The organism is Salipiger mucosus DSM 16094, assembly GCF_000442255.1.
Classification (GTDB): domain Bacteria; phylum Pseudomonadota; class Alphaproteobacteria; order Rhodobacterales; family Rhodobacteraceae; genus Salipiger; species Salipiger mucosus.
The window spans coordinates 46,716-72,421 of record NZ_KE557285.1 but is presented as its reverse complement, the minus strand read 5'-3'; the positions used below and the strand labels follow the sequence as shown (position 1 = coordinate 72,421).

Genomic DNA, 25,706 nt, shown 5'->3' with positions numbered 1-25,706 from the left:
TGGCGGAAAGGTACCCGAGGGCGGTTTTGCCGGAACGCACGCTTGCGTGATCGGCGAAAGGCTGCCGCTACCCTGGGCAACCGCTTTCGCGCTGCCTCCCGGAGTCGCAGGCGCTGGTGTGTTCCGTTAATGTTCTCATTTTCGCGTTGGCGAGATCGATGTCTTCGCCTATGTGTAAAGGGACCGTTTACGGGGGCCTCATGCCGGAACTGAAGCAGATCGAAGTGCGCGGCGCGCGCGAGCACAATCTGAAATCGATCGACGTGGACATCCCGCGCGACGAGCTGGTGGTGATCACCGGCCTGTCGGGCTCGGGCAAGTCCAGCCTCGCCTTCGACACCATCTATGCCGAGGGTCAGCGCCGCTATGTCGAGAGCCTGAGCGCCTATGCGCGCCAGTTCCTCGACATGATGGAAAAGCCCGATGTCGACCACATCGCGGGGCTCTCGCCGGCGATCTCGATCGAGCAGAAGACGACCTCGAAGAACCCGCGCTCGACCGTCGGCACGGTGACCGAGATCTACGACTACCTGCGCCTGCTCTTCGCGCGTGTGGGCACGCCCTATTCGCCCGCGACCGGGCTGCCCATCGAGGCGCAGCAGGTGCAGGACATGGTCGACCGTGTCATGGGCATGGAGGAGGGCACGCGCGGCTACCTGCTGGCGCCGATCATCCGCGACCGCAAGGGCGAGTACCGCAAGGAATTCCTCGAGCTGCGCAAGCAGGGCTTCCAGCGCGTCAAGGTCGACGGGCAGTTCCACGAGCTGGACGATCCGCCGACGCTGGACAAGAAATACCGCCACGACATCGACGTCGTGGTCGACCGCATCGTCGTGCGCGAGGGGCTGGAGACGCGGCTGGCGGATTCGTTCCGCACGGCGCTGGACCTGGCAAACGGCATCGCGGTGCTCGAGACCGCGCCGCGCGAGGGGGAGGGCGAGCCGGAGCGCATCACCTTCTCCGAGAATTTCGCCTGCCCGGTGAGTGGCTTCACCATCCCCGAGATCGAGCCACGGCTGTTTTCCTTCAACGCGCCCTTCGGCGCCTGCCCGGAGTGTGACGGGCTGGGTGTGGAGCTCTTCTTCGACGAGCGGCTGGTGGTGCCGGACGCGCAGCTCAAGATCACGGACGGGGCCATCGCGCCCTGGCGGAAGGGCAAGTCGCCCTACTTCCTGCAGACCATCGAGAGCATCGCCAAGCACTACGGCTTCAAGAAGAGCGCGCGCTGGAAGGACCTGCCGACGCATGTGCAGCAGGTGTTCCTCTACGGGTCGGGCGATGAGGAGATCCAGTTCCGCTACGACGAGGGCGGGCGCGTCTACCAGGTGAGCCGAGTCTTCGAGGGCGTGATCCCCAACATGCGGCGGCGCTACCGGGAGACCGACAGCGCCTGGATCCGCGAGGAATTCGAGCGCTACCAGAACAACCGCCCCTGCGGGGCCTGCGGCGGGCATCGCCTGCGCGAGGAGGCGCTGGCTGTGAAGATCGGCGGGCTGCACATCGGCCACGTGGTCGAGATGTCGATCAAGGAGGCCTACGCCTGGGTCGACACGGTGCCCGAGAGCCTCACGCAGCAGCGCAACGAGATCGCCCGCGCGATTCTCAAGGAGATCCGCGAGCGGCTGGGCTTCCTCAACAACGTCGGGCTGGAATACCTGACCATGAGCCGCAACGCGGGCACGCTCTCGGGCGGCGAGAGCCAGCGCATCCGGCTTGCGAGCCAGATCGGCTCGGGGCTGACGGGCGTGCTCTACGTGCTCGACGAGCCTTCGATCGGGCTGCACCAGCGTGACAACGACCGGCTGATCGGCACGCTCAAGAACCTGCGCGACCAGGGCAACACGGTGATCGTGGTCGAACACGACGAGGAGATGATCCGCGACGCCGACTACGTCTTCGACATCGGCCCCGGCGCGGGCGTTCACGGCGGGCAGGTGGTGAGCCACGGCACGCCGCAGCAGATCGCCGACGACCCGGCGAGCCTGACGGGGCAGTACCTGGCGGGCACCCGCGACATCGCCGTGCCCGCCGAGCGGCGCAAGGGGAACGGCAAGTCGCTGACCGTCGTGAAGGCCACGGGCAACAACCTCAAGGATGTGACCGCCAGTTTCCCGCTGGGGACGTTCCTTTGCGTCACCGGCGTCTCGGGCGGGGGCAAGTCCACGCTGACCATCGAGACGCTCTTCAAGTCGGCCTCGATGGCGCTCAACGGCGCGCGGCAGACGCCGGCGCCCTGCGAGACGATCAAGGGGCTGGAGCACCTCGACAAGGTCATCGACATCGACCAGCGCCCCATCGGGCGCACGCCGCGGTCGAACCCGGCGACCTACACCGGGGCCTTCACGCCGATCCGCGACTGGTTCGCGGGGCTGCCCGAGGCCAAGGCGCGGGGCTACAAGCCGGGGCGGTTCTCGTTCAACGTGAAGGGCGGGCGCTGCGAGGCCTGCCAGGGCGACGGGGTCATCAAGATCGAGATGCACTTCCTTCCGGACGTCTACGTCGAGTGCGAGACCTGCAAGGGCGCGCGCTACAACCGCGAGACGCTGGAGATCCGCTTCAAGGGCAAGTCCATCGCCGACGTGCTGGACATGACCGTGGAAGAGGCGCAGGAGTTCTTCTCGGCGGTGCCCTTGATCCGCGAGAAGATGGATGCGCTGATGCGTGTCGGGCTGGGCTACGTCAAGGTGGGTCAGCAGGCGACGACGCTCTCGGGCGGCGAGGCGCAGCGGGTGAAGCTCTCCAAGGAACTGGCCAAGCGGTCGACGGGGCGGACGCTCTACATCCTCGACGAGCCGACGACGGGCCTGCATTTCGAGGACGTGAAGAAGCTGCTCGAGGTGCTGCACGAACTGGTCGAGGCGGGCAACACCGTGGTGGTGATCGAGCACAACCTCGATGTCATCAAGACAGCCGACCACATCATCGACATCGGCCCCGAGGGCGGTGACGGCGGCGGCGAGATCGTCGCCACCGGCACGCCGGAAGAAATCGCGGGCGAGGCGCGGTCGCACACCGGGCGGTATCTCAAGCCGATGCTGGAAAAGCGCAAGGTCGCGGCGGAGTAGGGCCTCCGCAGCCCGTTTCGCGGTCTGCCGCCCCCCTCCCAACCCTCCCCCTTGGCAGGGGGAGGGCAAATCACGCTCAGTCCACCAGCCGCGCGAAGGCGCCGATGAAGTCGAGGACCTCGCGGGTTTCGCGGTCGACGCGGTAGACGTAGTCGCCGGAGCGGTAGTAGGTGCCGCGCGAGGCAAGGCCGTATCGGCTCGGATCGCGGATCACGACGTAGCCGTCGCGGATCCGGTCGCCGATTCGGTAGCGGTCGCCGTCGCGGTAGTGCCGGTCGTCGTCACCGCGGCGCTGGCCGGAGAGGCCGGGCGGGGTGCAGCCGTTGTGCTTCTTGGCCAGGCCGGGCGGGCAGCCCTTGGGGGCGGCCTGGGCCGGGGTGTTCATGGCCAGGGGAAGGATCAGCGCCGCCGCCAGGGCGGCAATGGTGAGATGTGTCCGCATGGAGCGTCTCCTTGGGTGGAACATGACCATTGCAGGGAAAACGCGCGAGCGCACCGCCGCGTTGCCGCGGCGGCGCGTGATGGGCGGAGCCCCGCCGGTGTCACTGCCGCGGGCAGGTGGACACGCCGAGCATCGCGTAGAGCGGGCAACTGCCCAGCAGGCCGGTCACCAGCGGCACGATGCCGATGAGGTAGAGCCAGCTCCACTGGCCCTCGACCATGAAGAAGGCGAGGACCAGCAGGGCGCCGACGAGGATGCGCAGGATCCTGTCGAGTTTGCCGACGTTGTTCTGGAACATGGATGTCTCCGTGATGCGTGGACGTGATGCCCGCATCATCCGCCGGCGCGGCGCCGGCGTCTGTGACCTGGTCACACGGAGCCGTCGCTCCAGTCGGGTTTGCGCTTTTCGAGAAAGGCGCTGATGCCTTCCTCGGTGTCGCGCATGAGCATGTTCTCGACCATGACCGCGCCGGTGTGGGCATAGGCCGCGTCGAGCCCCATCTCGGCCTGCTCGTAGAAGGCGCGCTTGCCGATCCGCACCGCCGCCGAGAGTTTGCCCGCGACCGTTGCGGCCAGCTCGGCGGTCTCGTCGGCGAGCGAATCCTGCGGCACCACGCGGTTGACCAGCCCCACGGAGCGCGCCTCCTCGGCGTCGAGGAAGCGTCCGGTGGTCAGCATCTCGAAGGCCTGCTTGCGCGGCACGTTGCGCGACAGCGCCACCATGGGCGTCGAGCAGAAGAGCCCGATGTTCACCCCGTTCACCCCGAAGCGGGTGCCGCGCGCGGCGACCGCCATGTCGCAGGAGGCCACAAGCTGGCAGCCCGCCGCCGTGGCGATTCCGTGGGCCTGCGCGATGACCGGCTGCGGCAGGTTGCGTAGCCCGGTCATGACGCGCGAGCAGCGCTCGAAGAGATCGGCGAAATAGGCGCGGCCCGCGTCCTCGGACTGGCGGCCCTGCTGCATCTGCTTGAGATCGTGCCCCGCGCAGAAGGCCTTACCCGCGCCCGAGATCACCACGACGCGCGTCTCGCGATCCTCCATAAGCGCGTCGATCTGCGCCTGCAGCGCCGCCAGCATCTCGTCCGAGAGGGCGTTGAGCCGCTCGGGCGCGTTCATTTCAAGGTGCGCGACGCCGCCGCTGTCGTGACGTTTCAGCAAATCCATCTTGTCCTCCCCACGCGGTTTGGCCCAGCCTAGGCCGGTCGCAGCAGGAGGAAAAGCATGGCGTTACGGTTCACGGTTCCCGAGATGGAGGCTTTCCTGGCCGAGGTCTTTCCGCAGGTCGAGGGCATGTTCGGCATCGACCGCATGGACGAGGAGCTGCTGGTGATGCGTCTGCACGAGGACGAGCGCCACCTTCGGCCGGGCGGCACCGTGTCGGGGCCGGCGATGTTCTCGCTCGCCGACGTGGCGGCCTACGTGGCGACCATGGCGCGGATCGGGCGGCAGGCGCTGACCGTGACGACGCATTGCTCGATCGACTTCATGCGCAAGCCGGTCGCCGGGCGCGACGTTCTGGCCGAGGCGCGGATGCTCAAGCTGGGGCGCAGCCTGAGCGTGACCGACGTGCTGCTGTTCTCGGAGGGCACCGACGAGCCGGTCGCCCATGCCTCGCTGACCTACGCGATCCCGCCGGCGAAGGGCTGAGGGCTCAGTAGCCGCGCCAGATCCAGCCGCCGCCGAAGATGCGGCTGCCCTCGGTCTCGTAGAAGACGCAGGCCTGCCCGGGGCTCACGCCCTCTTCGGGGGTCAGCAGTTCGACCTCGGCCTCGGTCTCGGAGATCGGGCGCACGATGGCCTCGCGCGGGGGGCGGGTCGAGCGGACCTTGACCGAGAGGTGCCATTCCTCGCGGCTGGTGAAGGGCTCGTCGCCCAGCCAGTTGATCTCGCGCACCGGCACCTTGCGTGTCGCCAGCATCTCTTTCGGACCCACGACCACGCGCTTGTTGTCGACGTCGAGCTTCACGACGTAGAGCGGCTCGGAGAGCCCGCCGATGCCGAGACCGCGGCGCTGGCCGATGGTGTAGTGGATCACGCCCCGATGCTCGCCCAGCACGCGTCCGTCGGCATGGACGATCTCGCCCGGCTCGGCCGCGCCGGGGCGCAGCTTCTCGATGACGCTGGCGTAGTTGCCGTCCGGCACGAAGCAGATGTCCTGGCTGTCGGGCTTGTCGGCCACGGTGAGCCCGTATCTCGACGCCAGCTCGCGCGTGGCGGCCTTGCTCTCGAGGTGGCCCAGCGGGAAGCGCAGGTAGTCGAGCTGCTCCGGCGTGGTCGAGAACAGGAAATAGCTCTGATCGCGGTTGGCGTCGGCGGCCGAGTGCAGCTCGGCCCCGCCGGCGCCCGCCTTGCGCTGGATGTAGTGGCCGGTCGCCATGCAGTCGGCGTCGAGATCGCGCGCGGTCTCGAGCAGGTCCTTGAACTTGACGCGCTCGTTGCAGCGGATGCAGGGCACCGGCGTCGCGCCGCCGAGGTAGCTGTCGGCGAACTCGTCGATCACCGCGTCGCGGAAGATGTTCTCGTAGTCCAGCACGTAGTGCGGGAAGCCCATCTGCTCGGCCACGCGGCGCGCGTCGTGGATGTCGATCCCGGCGCAGCAGGCGCCCTTCTTGGCGAGCGCCGCGCCGTGGTCGTAAAGCTGCAGCGTCACGCCGACGACGTCGTATCCCTCCTCGGCCAGCATCGCGGCTACAACAGAACTGTCGACGCCACCGGACATGGCGACGACGACGCGCGTCTGGGACGGCGGCTTGGGCAGGCCGAGCGAGTTGAGCGGCTGGCGATCGAGGGGCATGCGACTCTCCTTGGAATCTGGCCGGAATATAGGAAAATGCGACGCACTCTCAAGGGCAGCCTTCAGGCGCTGTTAAAACGCGGCGGGCAGAACCGTCCCGATCGGGAAGATTGGGACGACGACGATGTATCTCAAGAAAGTCGACGGGCCGCGCGCCATCACCCTGCCGGACGGTACGGTGATGACGCGCGCGGACCTTCCTCCGGTGGACACCCGCCGCTGGGTCGCGTCGCGCAAGGCGGCGGTGGTCAAGGCGGTCCGCTACGGACTGCTCAGCGACGAGCAGGCGCGCGACCGCTACAAGCTCAGCGCCGAGGAACTGGGCGAATGGATGCGCGCCGTCGCCGCCCACGGCGAGGAGGCGCTGAAGGCCACGCTGGTGCAGCGCTTTCGCGACCACGGGGACGACGCCTGATGCGGCCGTATTCCATCGGGTCGCGCGGTCCTGAAAAAGCAATCGACGGTTGAAGTTTGCGTTGCCTTGGCTGCGGTAAAGAAGCATTAACTAATTTCCGACAGGGTCGCGTGAGACAAGTGGAATAGTGGAGACGGTACATGCGAATCCTTCTGGTTGAAGATGATCCGACCACGTCGAAGAGCATCGAATTGATGCTGACCCACGCCAACCTCAACGTCTACGCCACCGACGCGGGCGAAGAGGGCATCGACCTGGCGAAGCTCTACGATTACGACTTGATCCTGCTCGATCTCAACCTGCCCGACATGACCGGACACGAGGTGCTGCGCCAGCTGCGGATGGCACGGGTCAGCACGCCGATCCTGATCCTTACCGGTGCCGACGATACCGAAAGCAAGATCAAGGGCTTCGGCTTCGGTGCCGACGACTACCTGACCAAGCCGTTCCACCGCGACGAACTGGTGGCGCGGATCCATGCCATCATCCGGCGGTCCAAGGGGCACTCGCAGTCGGTCATCCGGACCGGCAAGATCTCGGTCAACCTCGATGCCAAGACGGTCGAGGTCGCGGGCAAGCCAGTGCATCTGACCGGCAAGGAATACCAGATGCTCGAGCTGCTGAGCCTGCGCAAGGGCACGACCCTGACCAAGGAGATGTTCCTCAATCATCTCTACGGCGGCATGGACGAGCCCGAGCTCAAGATCATCGACGTCTTCATCTGCAAGCTTCGCAAGAAACTCTCCGAGGCGACGGGCGACGAGACCCACATCGAGACGGTCTGGGGCCGCGGCTACGTGCTGCGCGATCCCGAGCCCCGCGCGGGTGAACCGCCGGCCATCGCGGCCAACGGCTGAGCTGCTGGACGCCGCCCGGTTCCCGGCCTATCCCTTGGCCGCAGAGGCGTGAGCAGGGGGCGCGGCCATGACGGGCGATGCGGTCGAGGACAAGGCGGTCGAGAATCTGACCGAGGCAGAGGCGCGGGATGAACTGGCGCGCCTGGCAAAGGTGCTGAGCGAGGCGGACCGCGCCTACCACGCCGAGGACGCGCCAGACCTCACGGACGCCGAATACGATGCGCTCAAGCGGCGCAATGCCGATATCGAGGCGCGGTTTCCGGCGCTCAAACGCGCCGACAGTCCCTCCGAAAAGGTCGGCGCCGCCCCGGCCGAGGGGTTTGCCAAGGTGCGCCATGCGGTTCGCATGATGTCGCTGGGCAATGCCTTCGAGGCGGACGAGGTCGCCGATTTCGACGCGCGTATCCGTCGCTATCTCGGGCTGGGAGCGGATGCGGCGCTGGCCTATACCGCCGAACCCAAGATCGACGGGCTGTCGCTGTCTCTGCGTTACGAAGGCGGTAGCCTGGTGCAGGCAGCCACCCGCGGCGACGGCACCGAGGGCGAGAACGTGACCGCCAATGCCCGCACCATCGACGACATTCCACAGCGCATCGCGGATGCGCCGCAGGTGCTCGAGGTGCGCGGCGAGGTCTACATGAGTCACGCGGATTTCGCCGCGCTCAACGAGCGGCAGGAAGAGCAGAACGCCAAGACCTTCGCCAATCCGCGCAACGCCGCCGCGGGGTCGCTGCGCCAGCTCGACCCGGCGATCACGAAATCGCGCCCGCTGCGGTTCTTCGCATATTCCTGGGGCGAGCTGTCCGAGCCGCTGGCTGACACGCAGACGGCGGCGATCGAGCGGCTGCAGCGCATGGGCTTCCAGACCAACCCTCTCACCGAACGCTGTGACGGCCCCGACGACATGCTTGCGCATTACGCGCGGATCGAGGAGCAGCGCGCGACGCTCGACTATGACATCGACGGCGTCGTCTACAAGGTCGACGACCTGTCGCTGCAGGAGCGGCTGGGCTTCCGCTCCACCACGCCCCGCTGGGCCATCGCGCACAAGTTCCCGGCCGAGCTGGCTTGGACCCGGCTGGAAAAGATCGAGATCCAGGTCGGCCGGACCGGTGCGCTCTCGCCCGTGGCGCGGCTCACGCCGGTGACGGTGGGCGGCGTCGTGGTCTCGAACGCCACGCTCCACAACGAGGACTACATCGCCGGGCGCGACGCCAGCGGTGCGCCCATCCGCGACGGCAAGGACATCCGCGAAGGCGACTGGGTGCAGGTCTACCGCGCCGGCGACGTCATCCCCAAGGTCGCGGACGTGGACCTTGATAAACGGCCCGAGGGCGCGGAGCCTTATGCGTTTCCGACCGAGTGCCCCGAGTGCCACTCCGAGGCGATCCGCGAGGAGGGCGATGCCATTCGCCGCTGCACCGGCGGCCTGATCTGCCCGGCGCAGGCCGTGGAGAAGCTCAAGCATTTCGTTTCGCGCGCCGCCTTCGACATCGAGGGGCTGGGCGCAAAGCAGGTCGAGCAGTTCCACCGCGATGGCTGGATCAAGGAGCCCGCTGACATCTTCGCGCTGCGGGACAGCTACGGCAGCGGCATGCAGCAGCTCAAGAACCGCGAGGGCTGGGGGGAGAAGAGCGCGCAGAACCTCTTCGAGGCGATCGACGAGCGGCGGAAAATCGAGTTGCGGCGTGTCATTTTCGCGCTTGGCATCCGCCATGTCGGCGAGGTGGTCGCGGGCGATCTCGCCCGCCACTACGGCACATGGGATGCGCTGAACCATGCCGTCGACGCGGCCCGTCCGGCGATGGAGCGCCACCGCGAGGCCGAGGCCGCCGTGCAGGAGGAGCGCGAGGCCGCTGCGAATGACGGCCGCCGCGCGCGCATCAAGGAGGTGCAGGAGGCCACCTGGGCCCGCGACCCGCAGATCGCGGCCGAGGCGCGTGCCGCCTGGGAGGATCTCGTCGGCATCGACGGCATCGGCGCGACGGCGGCGGTGGCGCTGGTCACCGCCTTCGCGCAGGAGGCCGAGCGCGCCTCGATCGACCGCCTGGCAAAGTGCCTCGACATCCAGCCCGAGGCGCGCCCGGACACCGAAGGCTCTCCCGTCGCGGGCAAGACGGTGGTCTTCACCGGCTCCCTCGAGAAGATGACCCGGGCCGAGGCCAAGGCGCGCGCCGAGAGCCTTGGCGCCAAGGTCTCGGGCTCGGTGAGCAAAAAGACCGACATCGTCGTGGCCGGGCCCGGCGCGGGCTCGAAGGAGACCAAGGCGCGCGGGCTGGGCGTCGAGGTCCTCGACGAGGACGCCTGGCTCGCGCTGATCGGCGGATGAGCGGGCGGCCGGAACCGCTCTGGCCGCTCTTCGCCGAGCTCAAGACGCTCGACGGCATCGGGCCCCAAGACCGCGCAGGCGCTGGCGCAGGCCGATATCGTCGCGCCGCGCGACCTGCTCTACACGTTGCCGCACTCGGGCATCGACCGCCGCCTGCGCGACAGCGTGCAGGGCGCCGAGCTGCCCGGTGTCGTCACGGTCGAGGTCCGCGTCGGCAAGCACCGCCCGGCGGCGCGCAGGGGCGGGCCCTACCGCATCCACGTCGAGGACGCGCAGACGGATTTCACCGTGGTCTATTTCCACGGCCGCGGCGATTACCTCGCGCGGGTGCTGCCGGAGGGATCGCGCCGGGTGATCTCGGGCCGGGTCGAGCTTTTCGACGGCATGGCGCAGATGGTCCACCCCGACCATGTGCTCGCGCCCGAGGAAGCTGAGAGCCTGCCGCAGTACGAGCCGGTCTACCCGCTGACGGCCGGGGTGACGCAGAAGATCATGACGCGGGCGGTCTCCGATGCGCTGGCGCGCGCGCCGGAGCTGCCGGAATGGATTGACCCGGGGCAGGTGGCGCAGGAGGGCTGGGCCGACTGGCGCGCGGCGCTGGCCGCCGCCCATGCGCCGCACCACGCCGACGACCTCTCGCCGCATGCGCCCGAGCGGAAGCGGCTGGCCTACGACGAGTTGATGGCGCATCAGCTCACGCTCGCGCTGGCGCGGGCAAAGCGGCGCAAGGGCAAGGGCCGCGTGACCGAGGGTGACGGGCACCTGCGCCGCCGCGTGCTTGGGGCGCTGCCCTATAGGCCGACCGGCGCACAGGCCCGCGCGATGGAGGAGATCGCCGCCGACATGGGCCGCGAGACGCGGATGAACCGGTTGCTGCAGGGCGACGTGGGCGCGGGCAAGACGCTGGTGGCCTTCATGGCGCTTCTGGTCGCGGCCGAGGCCGGGGGGCAGGGCGTCATGATGGCGCCGACCGAGATCCTCGCGCGTCAGCATCTGGAAGGGCTCCAGCCCCTGGCGGAAAGCGCGGGCGTGGTGCTCGAGATCCTGACCGGCCGCGACAAGGGCGCCGAGCGGCGCGCCAAGCTCGAGGCGCTGGCCCGGGGCGACATCCAGGTGCTGGTGGGCACGCATGCCGTCTTCCAGGACGACGTGGTCTTTGCCGACCTGCGGCTCGCCATCGTCGACGAGCAGCACCGCTTCGGCGTGCGCCAACGGCTCGAACTGGGGCGCAAGGGGCAGGGGGCGGACGTGCTGGTCATGACCGCGACGCCGATCCCGCGCAGCCTGGCGCTGGCGCAATACGGCGACATGGACGTCTCGGTGCTCGACGAGAAGCCGCCGGGCCGCAAGCCGATCCGCACGGCGCTGCTCTCGTCCGAGAAGATGGACGAGGTGGTCGAACATCTGCGCAAGGCCGTCGCCGAAGGACGGCAGGCCTACTGGGTCTGCCCGCTGGTGGAGGAGAGCGAGTCGCTCGACCTGACCGCCGCAGACGCCCGCTTCCGGCATCTGCGCGCGGCGCTTGGCGAGGGGGTCGTGGGGCTGGTGCACGGCCAGATGCCACCGGCCGAGAAGGACGCCGCGATGGCGCGCTTCGTCGCGGGCGAGACCAAGGTGCTGGTGGCGACCACGGTGATCGAGGTGGGCGTGAACGTGCCCAACGCCTCGATCATGGTGATCGAGCGGGCCGAGTGGTTCGGGCTGGCGCAGCTGCACCAGTTGCGCGGCCGGGTGGGCCGGGGCGAGGCCGCGAGCACCTGCCTGCTGCTCTACCAGCCGCCGCTCAACGAAAGCGGGCTCAAGCGTCTGACGACCCTGCGCGAGACCGAGGACGGATTCCGCATCGCCGAGGTCGATCTCGAGATGCGCGGTGCGGGCGACCTGATCGGCACGGCGCAGTCCGGGCTGCCGGTGTTCCGCGTTGCCGATCTGGAACACCAGGCGGGCCTTATGGCGGTGGCGCAATCGGACGCCCGACGTCTGTTGGCCGAGGATCCGGACCTCACCGGAGAGCGCGGCCAGGCGGCGCGGCTATTGCTGTGGCTGATGCGGCAGGACGAGGCGATCCGTCTGATTTCGGTCGGTTGAGGGAACGTCGGGGAACGTCCGACCGATAGGATGGGACCGCCTCGTCCCTTTGTGTTCGCAAATGTTCTTAAAAAGTTCTTTACACAGGGTTAATGGTATGAGAACAAAGTGGCAACGAAGCGCACAACAGGGAAGACCGCCATGTACCAGACGATCCGCACCGCCCTTCGCCGGTCCCAGCCGACGCTTGTTCAGGACATGCTGGGCGCCACCGCGCTCGTGGTCATCCTTGTTGGGGCGCTGCACCTGCCCGTTCTTTGAATTCTGCCTGCGTCCCGGTCCCGGCCTCCCGCATCATCTGTCCCCGATGCGCTGCCCGTAACTGCCTGTCCCCCGTCCGGTCTGCCTGATCCCGGACACGGGCCGGAGCCCCCGGACCCCGACCGACGCAAACTGACCGCCGCGTCCCATCGGAGCGCGGCGGTTTTTTCTTGTCCGGGTGTCTCGGAGCGGGGGAGGCTCAGGCGCTCTGCGCGGCGCGGGCCTGGTCGGCGGCCTCGGCCGAGGCCTCGAGCGCGAGCATGATCGAGGCGTGGCGGTTCTTGTAGGCCTGTGCCGGGCGCAGCACCTCGAGCCCGTCGAAGGGCGCGGGCGGCGTGGGGCCGTCGTGCTTGAGCATGGCGCGCAGGGCGTCCCGGGCCTGGGCAATCTCGTCGGGAGTGCAGCCCACGATGGCGCCGCCCACCACGGCCGCCGCGGCCTGGCCGAGCGCGCAGGCCTTCACGTCCTGCCCGTAGTCGGCGACCTTGCCGTCCTCCATGCGGATGTCGACGGTCACGGTCGAGCCGCAGAGCGGCGAGCGCTTCTTGACGGTGGCATCCGGTGCCTCGAGCCGCTCGGTTCGCGGAATATCGGCCGCGAGCGCAAGAATGCGCGACGAGTAGAGCTTGATGAGGTCCTGTTCGGCCGACATGGCTTTTCCTTCCCGGTTCCTCCCCATAGATAGGGGCGGACCGGCGTTCTGCAAAAGGGTTTTCTGCATGTCTTTCGATCCCGCGACCTTGGTCTATGACGACCGGGGCCTCATCCCCTGCATCGCGCAGGAGGCCGAGACCGGCGAGGTGCTGATGATGGCCTGGATGTCGGCCGAGTCGGTTGCCCGCACGCTGGAGACGGGCCGCGTGACCTACTGGTCGCGCTCGCGGCAGGCCTTCTGGGTCAAGGGCGAGAGTTCCGGGCACCTGCAGGAGCTGGTCGACCTGAGGCTCGACTGCGACCGCGACTGCCTGCTGGCGCTCGTGCGCCAGGCGGGGCCGGCCTGTCACACCAACCGGCGCTCCTGCTTCTATCGCGCGGTGCGCGAGGGCGCAGAGGTCGAGATCATGGCGCCGATGGCGGACTGAAGCGCGGCGCCGGGAGCCGCCGGCGGTGGGCCGTGCGGCAGGCGGCGTGATTGCGTATTTGGAACAAGAAGAAGAGCGGGGCGCGGGTCAGAGCCCGACCATGGCGCGGATGTCGGGCGGGGATCTACCTTCGGTGCGGTAGGTGGCGATGGCGCGGGCGTCGTCGCGCTTGGCGAGGCGGCGGCCGGTCTCGTCGCGGATCAGGCGGTGGTGGTGGTATTGCGGGTGCGGCAGGTTCAGAATGTGCTGCAGCACGACGTGGATTGGCGTGGCGCTGAAGAGGTCCTGCCCGCGGACGACGTGGGTGATGCCCTGCTGCGCGTCGTCGAGGACCACGGAGAGGTGGTAGGAGCCGGTGAAGTCGCGGCGTGAGAGCACGACGTCGCCGATGGTCTCGGTCAACTGCTGGCGGGACGTCACGATGCGGCCGGCCTCGCCCTCGGGGCCGGCGCCGGTTTCCTCGAAGGCGATCTCCGGCAGTGCCTCCAGGGCGCGGGCCATGTTCAGGCGCAGCGCGGTGCCGCCCGGGCGGGGCGTCGCGCCGTAGCCGGGGGCGAGCAACGCGCGGCAGGTGCCGGGGTAGACGAGGCCATCGGGGCCAACCGTGGGCTCGGCGCCTTCCTGCGGGGCCGAGGCGGCGGCGGCGATGTCGCGCCGGGAGCAGTGGCAGGGGTAGATCAGTTCGCGCTGCCAGAGGCTGTCGAGCGCGGCCTCGTAGGCGGAGATGCGGTCGGACTGGCGCAGGGGCGGCTCGTCCCAGTCGATGCCCAGCCAGTGCAGGTCCTCGTATATCTGCGCCTCCCAGTGGTCGCGGGCGCGGGTGCGGTCGATGTCCTCGATCCGCAGCAGGAAGGTGCCGCCGGCGGCGCGCGCCATGTCGTGGGCGAGCAGTGCCGAGTAGGCGTGGCCCAGGTGCAGCGGGCCCGTGGGCGAAGGCGCGAAGCGGGTGCGCAAGGGCGGCCTAGTCGTCGCGGCGGTAGCTGCGTTCGAGGCGGCGCGTGCGCCGCTCTTCGCCGGACTGGTAGATCAGCACCCAGGCGAGCAGGATGAACATCGGGTGCGTGAGGCCGCCGGTGAAGAGGATCGCCGGGATCCAGATGAAGAGCACCACGATCGACAGGATGATCCGGCCCGTGAAGAGGATCGAGAGCGGGGGCAGGAAGAGGGCGAGGACGTAGTTCATGCCGGTTGCGCCTCCTGCGCGGTGAGCCAGTCGGACCAGGCCGCCTTGGCGCGGTCGGTATAGGCCTTGTAGCGGTCGCGGCGGCCGCGGCGGCCGCCCTTGAGCCCCTCGACCGGGCGGAAGAGGCCGAAGTTCACGTTCATCGGCTGGAAGGTCTTTGCCTCGGCCCCGCCTGTGATGTGGTGGATGAGCGCGCCGTGGGCCGTGTCCTGCGGGATCGCGGGGACCGGGCGGCCGAGGATCTCGGCCGCGGCCATCCGGCCCGAGGCGAGGCCCATGGCGGCGGATTCGACGTAGCCCTCGACGCCGGTGATCTGGCCGGCAAAGCGCACGTTGGGTCGGCTGCGCAGGCGCATCTGGTCGTCGAGCAGCGTGGGAGAGTTCAGGAAAGTGTTCCGGTGGATCCCGCCGAGGCGTGCGAACTTCGCGTCCTGAAGGCCGGGAATCATCCGGAAAACAGAAGCTTGGGCGCCGTACTTCATCTTGGTCTGGAAGCCCACGATGTTGTAGAGCGTCCCCAGCGCGTTGTCGCGGCGCAGCTGGACCACCGCCCAGGGCTTCACGTCGGGCTGATGCGGGTTGGTGAGGCCCACCGGCTTCATCGGGCCGTGGCGCAGGGTCTCGCGGCCGCGCTCGGCCATGACCTCGATCGGCAGGCAGCCGTCGAAGTAGCCGGCGGTCTCGCCCTCGTGGAACTCGGTCTTGTCGGCGGCGAGCAGCGCATCGATGAAGGCCTCGTACTCGTCGCGCGTCATCGGGCAGTTGATGTAGGCCTTGCGCTCGTCCTCGGTCTCGCCCTTGTCGTAGCGCGACTGACGCCAGGCGGTGTCCATGTCGATGGTCTCGGCATAGACGATGGGCGCGATGGCGTCGAAGAAGGCCAGCGCGTCGGCGCCGGTCTCGGTGGCGATGGACTTGCCCAGCCCCTCGGAGGTGAGCGGGCCGGTGGCGAAGATCCAGCGGCCGTCGTCGGGGAGCGTGTCGATTTCCTCGTTGGAAATCGTGATGTTGGGATGCGCTCTCAACCTGTCGGTCACCGCCTCGGAGAAGGGATCGCGGTCGACCGCCAGCGCACCGCCGGCGGGAAGGCGGTGGTCGTAGGCGCTGCGCATGACAAGGCTGCCGGCCTGCAGCATCTCCCAGTGCAGAAGGCCCACCGCGTTCTGCTCGTGGTCGTCCGACCGGAAGGAGTTCGAGCAGACCATCTCGGCGAGGTTGCCGGTCCGGTGCGCGAAGGTTTCGACCTTCGGGCGCATCTCGTGGATCACCACGGGCACGCCCGCCTCTGCGGCCTGCCAGGCGGCCTCGGATCCGGCCATGCCGCCGCCGACGATATGCAATGTCTCTGTCATGTGAGGGCAGATAGGCGATCCGGGCGCCCAAGTTAAGAGGGGATGCACAGGCGATGTGCGCGCAGGGCCCTGTCGCGCGTGGCCTTGCCTGTCTAACTGGGCTGGAGAATGCACCGCCAAAAGGGGACCTCTGCCATGGAAATCGGCCTTTACACGTTCGGCGACGTCGGCACCAACCCTGTCACGGGCGAGCAGGTCGACGCGCAGACGCGCCTTGCCAACCTGATGGAGGAGATCGAGCTGGCCGACCAGGTCGGGCTGGATGTCTTCGGGCTGGGCGAGCATCACCGGCCGAACTATGCCATCACCTCGCCCGCGACGGCGCTTGCGGGCGCGGCGCGCACGACGCGCAACATCAAGCTCAGCTCGGCGGTGAGCGTGCTCAGCTCGGACGATCCGATCCGCGTCTACCAGCAGTTCGCGACGCTGGACAATCTCACGGGCGGGCGCGCCGAACTGATGGTCGGGCGCGGCAGCTTCATCGAGAGCTTCCCGCTGTTCGGTTACGACCTGCAGGACTACGACGCGCTCTTCGACGAGAAACTGGCCATGCTGCTCGAGATCGACAAGGGCGAACGGCTGACCTGGAAGGGCACGCGGTTCACGCCCAAGGTCGCGGGGCAGGGTGTCTACCCGCGGCCCGCGGGCGGGAATCTGCCGATCTGGATCGCCGCGGGTGGCTCGCCGCAGAGCATGGTGCGTGCGGGCGCGCTGGGGCGACCGCTGGCGCTGGCGATCATCGGAGGCGAGCCGCGCCGCTTTGCGCCGCTGGCCGACCTCTACCGCAGGGCCGCGGGCCAGGCCGGCCACGCCGACACGGCACGCGTCTCGCTGAACGTGCACGGTTTCGTGGGCGAGAACGGGAAACGCGCCGCCGACGTTTTCTTTCCGGCGCAGAAGCAGGTCATGGACCAGATCGGGCGCGAGCGCGGCTGGGGGCCGCAGAGCCGGGCGCAGTTCGACGCGGGCATGGGCCCGGAGGGCGCGATGTTCGTGGGCTCGCCGGCTCAGATCGTCGACAAGATCCTCGGGCTGCGCGAGGATCTCGGCTTCGACCGGGTGACGATCCAGATGGCCATCGGCGTCATCGAGCATGCCGAGATGCTCAAGGCGATCGAGGTGCTGGGCACCAAGGTGGCGCCGGAGCTGCGCAAGGCGGGCTAGGGCGGCCGGGAAGACCGCCCGCGCCTCACTCCATCGCGCCGCCCTCGGGCAGCGACTTCACGTAGGCCGCGACCGCCTCGCGGTCCTCGGCCGGGAGTTTCGAGAAGTTGTCGACCACCTCTGCCATGTGGCCGCCGACGCTGTCGTAGTCGGGGGTGAAGCCGGACTCGAGGTAGTAGGCGATGTCTCCCGCGCTCCAGTCGAACTCCCCGGGCGTCAGCGGCGGGATCGTGCCGGACCCGTTGGGATTGGGCGCGCCGGTCAGCCAGGCCGAGGTATCCAGCCCGCCGAGCGCGTCGCGCGGCGTGTGACATTCGCCGCAATGCGCCAGTGCCTCGACGAGGTAGCGGCCACGCGTCTCTTGGGGGTCGAGATCGCCGGACATGACCCAGTCGCGGCCAAAGTAGAGCATCTTCCAGCCGCCCACGGCGCGGCGGATGTTGAAGGGAAAGCCCACCTCGTGCGGCTGCGAGGGCGTGTCCGCCTCGGGCAGGGTCTGCATGAAGGCCCAGAGGTCGGCCAGGTCCTGCGGCTCCATGCGGGCATAGGCGGTGTAGGGGAAGGCCGGGTAGAGATGCGCGCCGCCCGGGTCGATCCCGCGCATCACGGCATTGGCGAAGTCGTCGCGGGACCACGCACCGATCCCGTGCTCGGGGTCCGGCGAGATGTTGGGCGCAAGGAAGGTCCCGAACTCCGAGGCAAAGCGCTGGCCCCCCGCAAGGACGCGCTTGTCGTCGCCCTCGGCCTCGGGAGCGTGGTGGCACGAGGCACAACCGGCGGCGGTGAAGACCGTCTCGCCGCGCGCCGCGTCGCCTTCGAGCCCGGAAAGCGTGTCGTCGGGCAACGGCTCGGGCGCCGTCAGCCACCATCCGACCCCGGCAAGGACGACCCCCGCCAGGGCAACTGTTCCCAGAAGCTTGCGCATCGGCTCAGTTCGCGGGGGCGCGGTAGTCGTCGTGGCAGCTCTTGCAGGCGCCGCCGACCTCTCCGAGTGCGGGGCCGATGGCTTCCTGACCTTCGCCCGCGGCGCTGGCCATCACCTCGGCCGCCTCGCCGAGGGCCGACCATTTCGACGCGAAATCATCCCAGTTGTCCCAGATCTCGACCTTGGCGCGCGTGCCGTCGAGGCTCATCTCGCCCGACTCCTCCGGCCAGAGCGGTTGCTGCTGGATGCTCGTTACGGCCACGAGGTTGTCGGCGGCCATCTGCGCGCGCTCGGCATCGTAGTCGATCTCGCCCTTGGCCATGCCGCCCAGAATCCCGAGGTTGATCGCGAGGATGCGGAACTGGCCTTGCCGGGCCTTGAGCTGGTCTCCGTAGTCCTGCGCCACGGCGGCGCCGGCTGTCAGGGTGGCAGTGGCCGCGATGGCCGTCAGAAGGGTCTTCATGTCTGGCTCCTTGAGTCGCTCGGTAAAACGAAGGGTAGCGTCCGCCCCCACTGGGGCAACGATAGCTTCGGCGCTGACCGGCTCTGTGACAACGTCACCGGTGACAGAGGCTGCGGGCCCGCGGAGGCCTGCGGCAGAACGCCACATCACGAGGAAAACAAGGAGGTTTGGCGCCTTGAGAGCGTCGGGCGCGGAGCCTGCGCTCGCGCAGATGTGACCTGGCGTGGGCGGTCAATGGCCCGGGATCAGGGCGAAACGCGCATGGGCGGGCGGGCCCGCTCGGGCGACAGGGCGTCGGGCCAGCCGACCCAGCGCTCCACGGCGAAGAGCGCAAGGCAGATCCCGACGACGGCAAGCACCAGCTTGACCCGTCCGGGCGAAGGCGGGTTGCGCGCCCATCGCGCCATGCGCAGGAGCCAGGTGGGACCCATCGCTTCACTCCCCGGTAAAGCGCACCTTGCCGATGAAGGGCAGGTTGCGGTTGCGCTGCGCGAAATCGATGCCGTAGCCGACGACGAACTCGTCGGGGATCTCGAAGCCGGTCCAGTCGGCCTTGAGATCGACCTCGCGCCGCACCGGCTTGTCGAGCAGCGCGATCGAGCGCAGCCGGCGCGGCTGGCGCGAGGCCAGAAGCGCCATGACGTGATGCAGCGTGTGGCCGGTGTCCACGATGTCCTCCACGACCAGCACGTCGCGCCCCTCGACGGGCGAGCGCAGGTCCTTGAGGATGCGCACCTCTCGGCTGCTTTCCATGGCGTTGCCATAGGAGGAGGCCTCGAGGAAATCGACCTCGACGGGCAGATCCAGCTCGCGCACGAGATCGGCGATGAAGACGAAGCTGCCTCGCAGCAGACCCACGACGACCAGCTGCTCCGTATCGCGGAAATCGGCCGCGATTTCGCGGGCCAGCGCCTCGACGCGGGCGGCGATGGACTTGGCCGAGATCATTTCGTCGACAACGTAGGCGCGGTCGGTCATTTCGCTTTCCCTTGAAACCCGGGGGCCACCATACGTATTGACCCATGAGTGTCACGCGATAAAGGACCGGTATGCCGACCCATTCCGAGACCAAGCGCCTGCCCTACACGGCGCAGCAGATGTACGATCTGGTGGCCGACGTGAGCCGCTATCCCGAGTTCCTGCCCTGGACCGCGGCGGCGCGCGTGCGCTCGCGCGAGGACAAGGGCGACCACGAGGTCATGCTCGCGGACTTGGTGATCTCGTTCAAGGTGTTCCGCGAACGCTTCGGCAGCCGCGTGACGCTCTGGCCCGACGAGAAGCGGATCGACACCGAGTACCTGGACGGGCCGTTCAAGTACATGCACTCGAAGTGGCAGTTCGAGGATGTCGAGGGCGGCGTCGACGTGCATTTCTTCGTCGATTTCGAGTTCAAGAACCGCATCCTGCAGGGGGCTGCTGGGATGTTCTTCTACGAGGCGATGCAGCGCATCGTGCGCGCCTTCGAGCGGCGTGCGGCCGAGCTCTACGGCTGACCGCCGGCCTCAGTCTACGTCGAGCGCGCCGCGGATCAGCTCGAGCGCATGATGAGTCGCGGCGGCCCGCACATTGGCGCGGCCGAGCGCTCCGAAGTCCACGGTTTCGACCTGCGTGCCCGACGCCGTGGCGAGGGCGAAGCAGACGCGCCCCTCGGGCTTGAGGTCGGTGCCGCCGCCGGGGCCCGCGACACCCGATACGGCGACCGCGATGTCGGCACTTGCCGCAATGCGGGCGCCCTCGGCCATCTCCACGACCACCGGCTCCGAGACCGCGCCATGCACCTGCAGGCTCTCGGCGTGGACGCCCAGCATCTCCTGCTTGGCGGCGTCGGAATAGGTGATCATCCCGCGGTGGAAGATATCGGACGAACCGGGAATGTCGGTCAGCGCGGCGGCGACCATGCCGCCGGTGCAGCTTTCGGCCGTGGTGACCGTGACGCCCGCCTCTCGGGCGCGGGTCAGGATGTCGTGGGCAAGGACTTCGGTCACATCAGGACTCCGTGCGAAATGGCGGCGAGAATAATCGTCACGATAGCAGAAAACACGCCCGCGATCACGTCATCCAGCATCACGCCGGTCGGGCCGCCCATGCGGTCGGCGCGCCCCACGAGCCAGGGCTTCCAGATGTCGAAGAGCCGGAAGAAGACGAAGGCCGAAACCCAGCCGGGCCAGAGGCGCCAGAGGTCCGCGGACATGAACATCGCGCCGTAAGCCACGGGAAACAGGGCGATCCATTGGCCGACGACCTCGTCAACCACGATATGGCCCGGATCGTGGTCGGCCTTGCCCGCGGTCTCGGCGCGGGTGGCCGCCCAGCCCAGCGGATATAGCGCCAGGGTCGCGGCCAGAAGCAGCCAGAAACCGCCCAGCGTCAGGATCCCGTATGCCACGGGCAGCGCGGTCAGCGATCCCCACGTGCCCGGGCCGGGGCGCAGGAGGCCGACGTAGAAGAAAGTGGCGATCAGTTTCATGGTTTCACCAGCGTTGCGGTGGCAATGGCGGCGATTCCTTCCTCCCGGCCGGCAAAGCCCAGCCGCTCGGAGGTTGTCGCCTTGATCGAGACGCGGTCCTCGCACAATTCGGTGATGCGGGCGATTTCAGAAATCATATCAGGGGCATGTGGTCCGATCTTCGGGCGCTCGCAGACCAGGGTCAGGTCGAGGTTCGAAACGGTGAAGCCCTTGTCCCGCGCCAGATCCACCGCGTGACGGAGGAATATCTCCGAGGCCGCGCCTTTCCACTGCGGATCGGACGGCGGGAAATGCCGGCCGATATCGCCCTCGGCCATGGCGCCATAGAGCGCGTCCGTCAGCGCGTGCATCCCGACATCGGCGTCGGAATGGCCCTGAAGTCCCCGGGAATGCGGGATTTTCACGCCGCACAGCACGACGTGATCGCCGGGTCCGAAGCGGTGAACGTCGAAACCGTTGCCAAGGCGGATGTCCATGCGGGAACTCTCCAGGAGTGCGGCGGCGCGGGCGAAATCCGCCGGGGTGGTGATCTTGAGATTGCGTTCCTCGCCCGGAACGATGGCGACCTCGAGCCCCGCGGCGCGGGCGACCTCGACGTCGTCCGCGGCGCCGCCCGGGTGCGCCGCGTGGGCCTGCACGATGGCCGGGTACAGGAAAGCCTGCGGGGTCTGCGCGCGAAAGAGACCGTCACGGTCCTGCGTCCCCGTGACGCGACCCTCGGCGCCGCGCCAGAGGGCGTCCGTGACGGCCAGTGCGGGTGCCGCGCCCGGTGCGTCGTCGAGCGCCGCGATGATCGAATCGATCAACCCACGGCTGACGCAGGGACGGGCGACGTCGTGGATCAGCACACGGTCGGGCGGGGCGCCCGCAAGCGCGTCGAGCCCCGCGCGAACCGATCCGGCACGGTCCGCGGCTCCCGCGGCAAGGATCACGTCGAGCCCCCGGGCGGCCTCCGTCGCAAGGGCCTGGTCATCGGGGTGCACGACGAGGACAACCTGGTCGAGATGGGCAAAGGCCTCGAGCGTCCGGCGCGCCACGGGACGGCCCGCGACCTCGCGCCACTGCTTGGGCAGGGGACCGCCGGCGCGGGTGCCGCGCCCGGCGGCGACGATGATGGCGGCTGTGCGCATGACAGGCTGTCCTTTCGCGCGTTCTCTATGCGTTGCGTGGCGCCTGCGCAATCACTGCGCCCGGGGTGCATAAAAAACGGGCATAGCTCTGCTATCGCGGCAGACGCGGACGCAATAGCATTGAATGCGCCTCGGACGCGGGTTACCTCCCAAGCATCTGCACAAGGAATAGGCGCTTGAGTTTCCCCTTGGGTGACAGGCTCATCACACCTCCCGTTCTGCTGGCACCGCTGGCGGGCATCACCGATCTGCCCTTCCGCAACCTCGTCTCGCGTTTCGGGGCCGGGCTTGTCGTGTCCGAGATGATCGCGAGCGGCGAGTTCCTCACCGCGCGGCCCGGCTCGCGCGAGAAGGCCGAACTGGGCGCGGGCATCGAGAACACCTCGGTGCAGCTCGCCGGCCGCAGCCCCGGCCCGATGGCCGAGGCCGCGCGCATGGTCGAGGGCATGGGCGCGCGGGTGATCGACATCAACATGGGCTGCCCGGCCAAGAAGGTCACCGGCGGCTATTCGGGCTCGGCGCTGCTGCGCGACCTCGACCACGCGCTGCGGTTGATCGAGGCGGTGGCGAATGCGGTCGACGTTCCGGTGACGCTCAAGACCCGGCTGGGCTGGGACGACAGCTGCCACAACGCGCCAGAGCTCGCGCGCCGCGCCGAGGCGGCGGGCGTTCGGATGATCGTGATCCACGGCCGCACGCGCTGCCAGTTCTACAAGGGTGCCGCGGACTGGGCGGCGATCCGTCCGGTCAAGGAGGCCGTCTCGGTGCCCGTCATCGCCAACGGCGACGTGACCGACGCGGCCACGGCGCGCGAGGCGCTGCGCCTGTCGGGTGCCGACGGGCTGATGGTCGGACGCGGGGCGCAGGGCGCGCCCTGGCGGCTGGCCGAGATCGCGGCGGAGCTGCATGGCGCGCCGGCGCCCGAGATCCCGGATGGCGGCGCATTGGTCGACATGGTGGCGGAGCATTACGAGGCGATGCTGGATTTCTACGGCCCCGAGCTGGGGCTGCGCTGCGCGCGCAAGCACCTGGGCTGGTACATGGATCAAGCCGGCACCCCGCCGGCGCTGCGCAAGGCACTGCTCACGGCACGCGAGCCGCGCATGGTGCTGCGCGATCTCGACGCCGCGCTCGGCGCGCGGCAGGCGGAGGCGGCATGAACACCAGTGCCAACACCAACGCCACATCCGAGCTCCAGATGCAGCTCTGGTCCTCGCTGCCGGTCCCGGCGGTGCTGCTGGACGCGGAAGAGCGCATCGCCGACATGAATCCGGCGGCCGAGGGGTTCATGAACAACTCCGCCAAGTGGCTGATCGGCCAGCCGATCTGGGACCGCCTCGCGGTGGATGCGCCGCTGGAGGAGAGCCTTGCACGGGCCCGCGAGAACGGCACGCCGCTCTTCGTCAACGACGTCGACGTCGGCACCGGCAACCGCGCGCCGCTGGTCTGCAACCTGCAGATCGCGCCGGTGCAGGGGCACCCGGGCTGGTTCATCATGCTCATCAGCCCGCGCGAGCTGGCCGGCCGCATGACCCAGAGCCACAGCGTGAAATCCGCCGCCAAGTCGGCCATCGGCATGGCCGAGATGCTCGCGCACGAGATCAAGAACCCGCTCGCGGGGATCACCGGCGCGGCGCAGCTGCTGTCGATGAACCTCGGCAAGGACGACCTCGAGTTCACCGACCTGATCGTCGAGGAGACCCGGCGCATCGTGAAACTGCTCGAACAGGTCGAGCAGTTCGGCAACCTCTCGGCGCCCGAGCGCAAGGCGGTGAACCTGCACGACGTGCTCGACCGGGCGCGGCGCTCGACCCAGCTGGGCGTGGGCGCGCACATGAAGATCGTCGAGGACTACGATCCCTCGCTGCCGATGGCCTACGGCGATCCCGACCAGCTGCTGCAGGCGGTGCTGAACCTGCTCAAGAACGCGGCCGAGGCCGCCGATCCGAAGGAGGGCGGCACCATCCGCCTGCACACCTTCTACGAGCACAGCTTCCGCATGCGCCGCGCCGACGGCACGACGCTCAAGCTGCCTTTGCAGGTCGAGGTGACCGACGACGGCCCGGGGTTGCCCTCGGACATCAAGGCCGACGTCTTCGATCCTTTCGTGTCCGGCAAGGAGAACGGCACCGGGCTTGGCCTCGCGCTGGTCTCGAAGATCATCTCTGACCACGACGGCTGGATTTCGGTGGAATCCGTTCCGGGCCGCACGGTCTTTCGCATTTCGCTTCCGCGCGCCCCGCGCGAGACAGAGGAGACAGGGTAATGGACGGCACGGTCCTGGTCGCCGACGACGACCGCACGATCCGCACGGTTCTGACACAGGCGCTTACGCGGGCGGGCTGCAAGGTGCACGCCACCAGCTCGCTGACCACGCTCATGCGCTGGGTCGGCGAGGGCAAGGGCGACGTGGTGATCTCGGACGTGGTCATGCCCGATGGCAACGGGCTCGAGATGCTGCCCAAGATCCACCAGGACCGGCCCGAGCTGCCGGTGATCGTGATCTCGGCGCAGAACACGATCATGACGGCGATCCAGGCGGCCGAGGCCGAGGCCTACGACTACCTGCCCAAGCCGTTCGACCTGCCGGACCTGATGAAGCGCACCGCCAAGGCGCTGGACAACCGCAACCGCGCGCCCGCGCGCGAGGATTCCGCCACCATCGGCGCCGACGGCCCCGACGAGCTGCCGCTGGTGGGCCGCACGCCCGCGATGCAGGCGCTCTACCGCCTGGTGGCCAAGGTCATGAACACCGATCTCCCGGTCCTGATCTCGGGCGAGAGCGGCACCGGAAAGAGCCTGATCGCACGGGCGATCCACGACTTCTCGGACCGCCGCACGCTGCCCTTCGTCACCGTGACGGGCGGCGACCTCTCCGAGCTCGAGGGGCCGTCGAAGGTGCTGGCGCGGGTCAAGGGCGGCACGCTGCTCATCGACGAGATCACCGATATCCCCGACGAGATCCAGGCGCGCATCGTGCGCATGATGGACATCCCCGGCGAACACGTGCCCCGCTTCATGGCGACCTCGCAGGGGGACCTCGCGCAGGCGATGGACGAGGGCCACGTGCGCCAGGACCTCTACTACCGACTGTCCGGCGCGACGATCAACGTTCCCAGCCTGCGCGAGCGGGTCGAGGACATCGCGCTGCTGACGGATCACTTCCTCGCGCGGGCCGAGCGCGAGGGTGCGCCCAAGCGGTGGCTCTCGGAAGAGGCCTCGGAACTCTTCCGCGCCTATTCCTGGCCCGGCAACGTGCGCCAGCTCGAGAACTCGGTGCGGCGGCTGAGCCTGACCAGCCGTGCCGAGGAGATCAGCCGTTCCGAGGTCGAGGCGGTGCTGGGCAACCAGCCCGACACCGGGCCGATTCTGCGCGGCGGCGACAGCGAGAAGCTGGGCACCTCGGTCGCGCGGCACCTGCGGCGCTACTTCGACCTGCACGGCAACATGCTGCCGCCGCCGGGTCTCTACGCCCGCATCCTCAAGGAGGTCGAGGCGCCGCTCATCGAGATCGCGCTCGAGGCGACCGGCGGGAACCAGGCGAAATGCGCCGACCTGCTGGGAATCAACCGGAACACGCTTCGCAAGAAGATTACCGATCTCGATATTCGCGTGACACGACGCCGCAAACTGATGTAAAAGGGCCACATGGATGTGGCCGCATCGCTCCACGCGATGAAGAAGCCACA

General features: G+C 68.6%; 26 protein-coding genes and 1 pseudogene. 12 read left to right on the top strand and 15 right to left on the bottom strand.

The genetic code is table 11. The features are described from left to right. The first annotated feature begins 200 nt into the window (after positions 1 to 200). Positions 201 to 3,065 carry an excinuclease ABC subunit UvrA gene (uvrA, locus tag SALMUC_RS24605; RefSeq protein ID WP_020039949.1) on the top strand — a complete coding sequence of 955 codons (2,865 nt, stop codon included), beginning with the start codon at positions 201 to 203 and terminating at the stop codon, positions 3,063 to 3,065. Positions 3,066 to 3,141: 76 nt separating this feature from the next. Here the strand turns inward: uvrA and SALMUC_RS24600 are convergent, their stop codons facing one another. The 3 genes from SALMUC_RS24600 to SALMUC_RS24590 all read right to left on the bottom strand — a co-directional run bounded on the left by SALMUC_RS24600 (position 3,142) and on the right by SALMUC_RS24590 (position 4,671). Continuing rightward, positions 3,142 to 3,507: a hypothetical protein gene (locus SALMUC_RS24600; protein WP_020039950.1), complete on the bottom strand. Its 366-nt coding sequence runs from the start codon at positions 3,505 to 3,507 to the stop codon at positions 3,142 to 3,144. Between the two features lie 100 nt (positions 3,508 to 3,607). Further along, positions 3,608 to 3,805, bottom strand: coding sequence for a YgaP family membrane protein (locus SALMUC_RS24595; RefSeq protein WP_020039951.1), 198 nt, complete (start codon positions 3,803 to 3,805; stop codon positions 3,608 to 3,610). 71 nt (positions 3,806 to 3,876) lie between these two features. Continuing rightward, on the bottom strand, positions 3,877 to 4,671 hold the full coding sequence (locus SALMUC_RS24590) for an enoyl-CoA hydratase (RefSeq protein ID WP_020039952.1): 795 nt from the start codon (positions 4,669 to 4,671) through the stop codon (positions 3,877 to 3,879). Between the two features lie 57 nt (positions 4,672 to 4,728). Between SALMUC_RS24590 and SALMUC_RS24585 the strand changes: the two genes are divergently transcribed. After that, positions 4,729 to 5,154, top strand: coding sequence for a PaaI family thioesterase (locus tag SALMUC_RS24585; RefSeq protein ID WP_021120942.1), 426 nt, complete (start codon positions 4,729 to 4,731; stop codon positions 5,152 to 5,154). A 4-nt stretch (positions 5,155 to 5,158) separates the two neighbouring features. Here the strand turns inward: SALMUC_RS24585 and mnmA are convergent, their stop codons facing one another. Next, the gene (gene mnmA / locus SALMUC_RS24580; RefSeq protein WP_020039954.1) at positions 5,159 to 6,301 is read right to left on the bottom strand and encodes a tRNA 2-thiouridine(34) synthase MnmA; all 1,143 of its coding nucleotides are present in this window, start codon (positions 6,299 to 6,301) and stop codon (positions 5,159 to 5,161) included. 124 nt (positions 6,302 to 6,425) lie between these two features. Between mnmA and sciP the strand changes: the two genes are divergently transcribed. From sciP to recG, 4 genes and pseudogenes are all read left to right on the top strand, one after another. Then, entirely contained in the window at positions 6,426 to 6,716 is a 291-nt protein-coding gene (gene sciP / locus SALMUC_RS24575; protein WP_020039955.1) for a CtrA inhibitor SciP, read from the top strand. 140 nt (positions 6,717 to 6,856) lie between these two features. Next, positions 6,857 to 7,573, top strand: a complete 717-nt coding sequence (gene ctrA / locus SALMUC_RS24570) for a response regulator transcription factor CtrA (protein WP_020039956.1) — start codon at positions 6,857 to 6,859, stop codon at positions 7,571 to 7,573. Between the two features lie 67 nt (positions 7,574 to 7,640). Then, entirely contained in the window at positions 7,641 to 9,902 is a 2,262-nt protein-coding gene (ligA, locus tag SALMUC_RS24565) for an NAD-dependent DNA ligase LigA (RefSeq protein ID WP_020039957.1), read from the top strand. Then, positions 9,899 to 11,990 (top strand): annotated as a pseudogene (gene recG / locus SALMUC_RS24560) (ATP-dependent DNA helicase RecG). The gene ligA and the pseudogene recG overlap by 4 nt, the downstream one beginning before the upstream one ends. Positions 11,991 to 12,450: 460 nt before the next feature. Here the strand turns inward: recG and SALMUC_RS24555 are convergent. Further along, positions 12,451 to 12,903, bottom strand: a complete 453-nt coding sequence (locus SALMUC_RS24555) for an iron-sulfur cluster assembly scaffold protein (RefSeq protein ID WP_020039960.1) — start codon at positions 12,901 to 12,903, stop codon at positions 12,451 to 12,453. A 67-nt stretch (positions 12,904 to 12,970) separates the two neighbouring features. On the opposite strand from SALMUC_RS24555, the gene hisI reads away from it, so the two are divergent. Further along, positions 12,971 to 13,333: a phosphoribosyl-AMP cyclohydrolase gene (gene hisI, locus SALMUC_RS24550; protein WP_020039961.1), complete on the top strand. Its 363-nt coding sequence runs from the start codon at positions 12,971 to 12,973 to the stop codon at positions 13,331 to 13,333. 87 nt (positions 13,334 to 13,420) lie between these two features. Here hisI and gluQRS read toward each other — a convergent pair whose 3' ends face one another. The 3 genes from gluQRS to trmFO are packed head-to-tail and all read right to left on the bottom strand — an operon-like array spanning position 13,421 to position 15,868. After that, a complete protein-coding gene (gene gluQRS, locus SALMUC_RS24545; RefSeq protein ID WP_020039962.1) occupies positions 13,421 to 14,287 on the bottom strand; it encodes a tRNA glutamyl-Q(34) synthetase GluQRS in 867 nt (288 codons plus the stop codon). Positions 14,288 to 14,294: 7 nt separating this feature from the next. Then, the gene (locus SALMUC_RS24540) at positions 14,295 to 14,516 is read right to left on the bottom strand and encodes a hypothetical protein (RefSeq protein WP_020039963.1); all 222 of its coding nucleotides are present in this window, start codon (positions 14,514 to 14,516) and stop codon (positions 14,295 to 14,297) included. After that, on the bottom strand, positions 14,513 to 15,868 hold the full coding sequence (trmFO, locus tag SALMUC_RS24535) for a methylenetetrahydrofolate--tRNA-(uracil(54)-C(5))-methyltransferase (FADH(2)-oxidizing) TrmFO (RefSeq protein WP_021120940.1): 1,356 nt from the start codon (positions 15,866 to 15,868) through the stop codon (positions 14,513 to 14,515). Before trmFO ends, SALMUC_RS24540 begins: the two co-directional genes overlap by 4 nt. A gap of 135 nt (positions 15,869 to 16,003) precedes the next feature. On the opposite strand from trmFO, the gene SALMUC_RS24530 reads away from it, so the two are divergent. After that, complete coding sequence (locus SALMUC_RS24530; protein ID WP_020039965.1) at positions 16,004 to 17,032, top strand: Atu2307/SP_0267 family LLM class monooxygenase; 1,029 nt, start codon at positions 16,004 to 16,006, stop codon at positions 17,030 to 17,032. Positions 17,033 to 17,057: 25 nt separating this feature from the next. Here SALMUC_RS24530 and SALMUC_RS24525 read toward each other — a convergent pair whose 3' ends face one another. The 4 genes from SALMUC_RS24525 to hpt form a co-directional block, all read right to left on the bottom strand. Then, positions 17,058 to 17,957, bottom strand: a complete 900-nt coding sequence (locus tag SALMUC_RS24525) for a c-type cytochrome (protein ID WP_020039966.1) — start codon at positions 17,955 to 17,957, stop codon at positions 17,058 to 17,060. Positions 17,958 to 17,961: 4 nt separating this feature from the next. After that, positions 17,962 to 18,420, bottom strand: coding sequence for a c-type cytochrome (locus tag SALMUC_RS24520; RefSeq protein ID WP_020039967.1), 459 nt, complete (start codon positions 18,418 to 18,420; stop codon positions 17,962 to 17,964). Between the two features lie 245 nt (positions 18,421 to 18,665). Then, positions 18,666 to 18,851 carry a hypothetical protein gene (locus SALMUC_RS24515; protein WP_020039968.1) on the bottom strand — a complete coding sequence of 62 codons (186 nt, stop codon included), beginning with the start codon at positions 18,849 to 18,851 and terminating at the stop codon, positions 18,666 to 18,668. Positions 18,852 to 18,855: 4 nt separating this feature from the next. Continuing rightward, a complete protein-coding gene (hpt, locus tag SALMUC_RS24510; protein ID WP_020039969.1) occupies positions 18,856 to 19,398 on the bottom strand; it encodes a hypoxanthine phosphoribosyltransferase in 543 nt (180 codons plus the stop codon). 71 nt (positions 19,399 to 19,469) lie between these two features. On the opposite strand from hpt, the gene SALMUC_RS24505 reads away from it, so the two are divergent. Further along, positions 19,470 to 19,913 carry a type II toxin-antitoxin system RatA family toxin gene (locus SALMUC_RS24505; protein WP_020039970.1) on the top strand — a complete coding sequence of 148 codons (444 nt, stop codon included), beginning with the start codon at positions 19,470 to 19,472 and terminating at the stop codon, positions 19,911 to 19,913. 9 nt (positions 19,914 to 19,922) lie between these two features. Here the strand turns inward: SALMUC_RS24505 and SALMUC_RS24500 are convergent, their stop codons facing one another. The 3 genes from SALMUC_RS24500 to SALMUC_RS24490 are packed head-to-tail and all read right to left on the bottom strand — an operon-like array spanning position 19,923 to position 22,017. Beyond that, on the bottom strand, positions 19,923 to 20,405 hold the full coding sequence (locus SALMUC_RS24500; protein ID WP_020039971.1) for a CinA family protein: 483 nt from the start codon (positions 20,403 to 20,405) through the stop codon (positions 19,923 to 19,925). Beyond that, entirely contained in the window at positions 20,402 to 20,887 is a 486-nt protein-coding gene (locus SALMUC_RS24495) for a phosphatidylglycerophosphatase A family protein (RefSeq protein WP_020039972.1), read from the bottom strand. Before SALMUC_RS24495 ends, SALMUC_RS24500 begins: the two co-directional genes overlap by 4 nt. Then, positions 20,884 to 22,017 (bottom strand): bifunctional 2-C-methyl-D-erythritol 4-phosphate cytidylyltransferase/2-C-methyl-D-erythritol 2,4-cyclodiphosphate synthase, encoded by a 1,134-nt coding sequence (locus tag SALMUC_RS24490; protein ID WP_020039973.1) that lies wholly within the window; start codon positions 22,015 to 22,017, stop codon positions 20,884 to 20,886. Before SALMUC_RS24490 ends, SALMUC_RS24495 begins: the two co-directional genes overlap by 4 nt. Before the next feature lie 176 nt (positions 22,018 to 22,193). Here SALMUC_RS24490 and dusB point away from each other — a divergent pair, with 176 nt between their 5' ends. From dusB to SALMUC_RS24475, 3 genes are read left to right on the top strand one after another with little or no spacing between them, the layout of a single operon-like run. Then, positions 22,194 to 23,177 (top strand): tRNA dihydrouridine synthase DusB, encoded by a 984-nt coding sequence (gene dusB, locus SALMUC_RS24485; RefSeq protein ID WP_021120938.1) that lies wholly within the window; start codon positions 22,194 to 22,196, stop codon positions 23,175 to 23,177. Beyond that, positions 23,174 to 24,283, top strand: a complete 1,110-nt coding sequence (locus tag SALMUC_RS24480; protein ID WP_020039975.1) for a two-component system sensor histidine kinase NtrB — start codon at positions 23,174 to 23,176, stop codon at positions 24,281 to 24,283. The genes dusB and SALMUC_RS24480 overlap by 4 nt, the downstream gene beginning before the upstream one ends. Next, positions 24,283 to 25,656 (top strand): response regulator, encoded by a 1,374-nt coding sequence (locus SALMUC_RS24475; RefSeq protein WP_020039976.1) that lies wholly within the window; start codon positions 24,283 to 24,285, stop codon positions 25,654 to 25,656. The genes SALMUC_RS24480 and SALMUC_RS24475 overlap by 1 nt, the downstream gene beginning before the upstream one ends. Positions 25,657 to 25,706 lie beyond the last annotated feature (50 nt).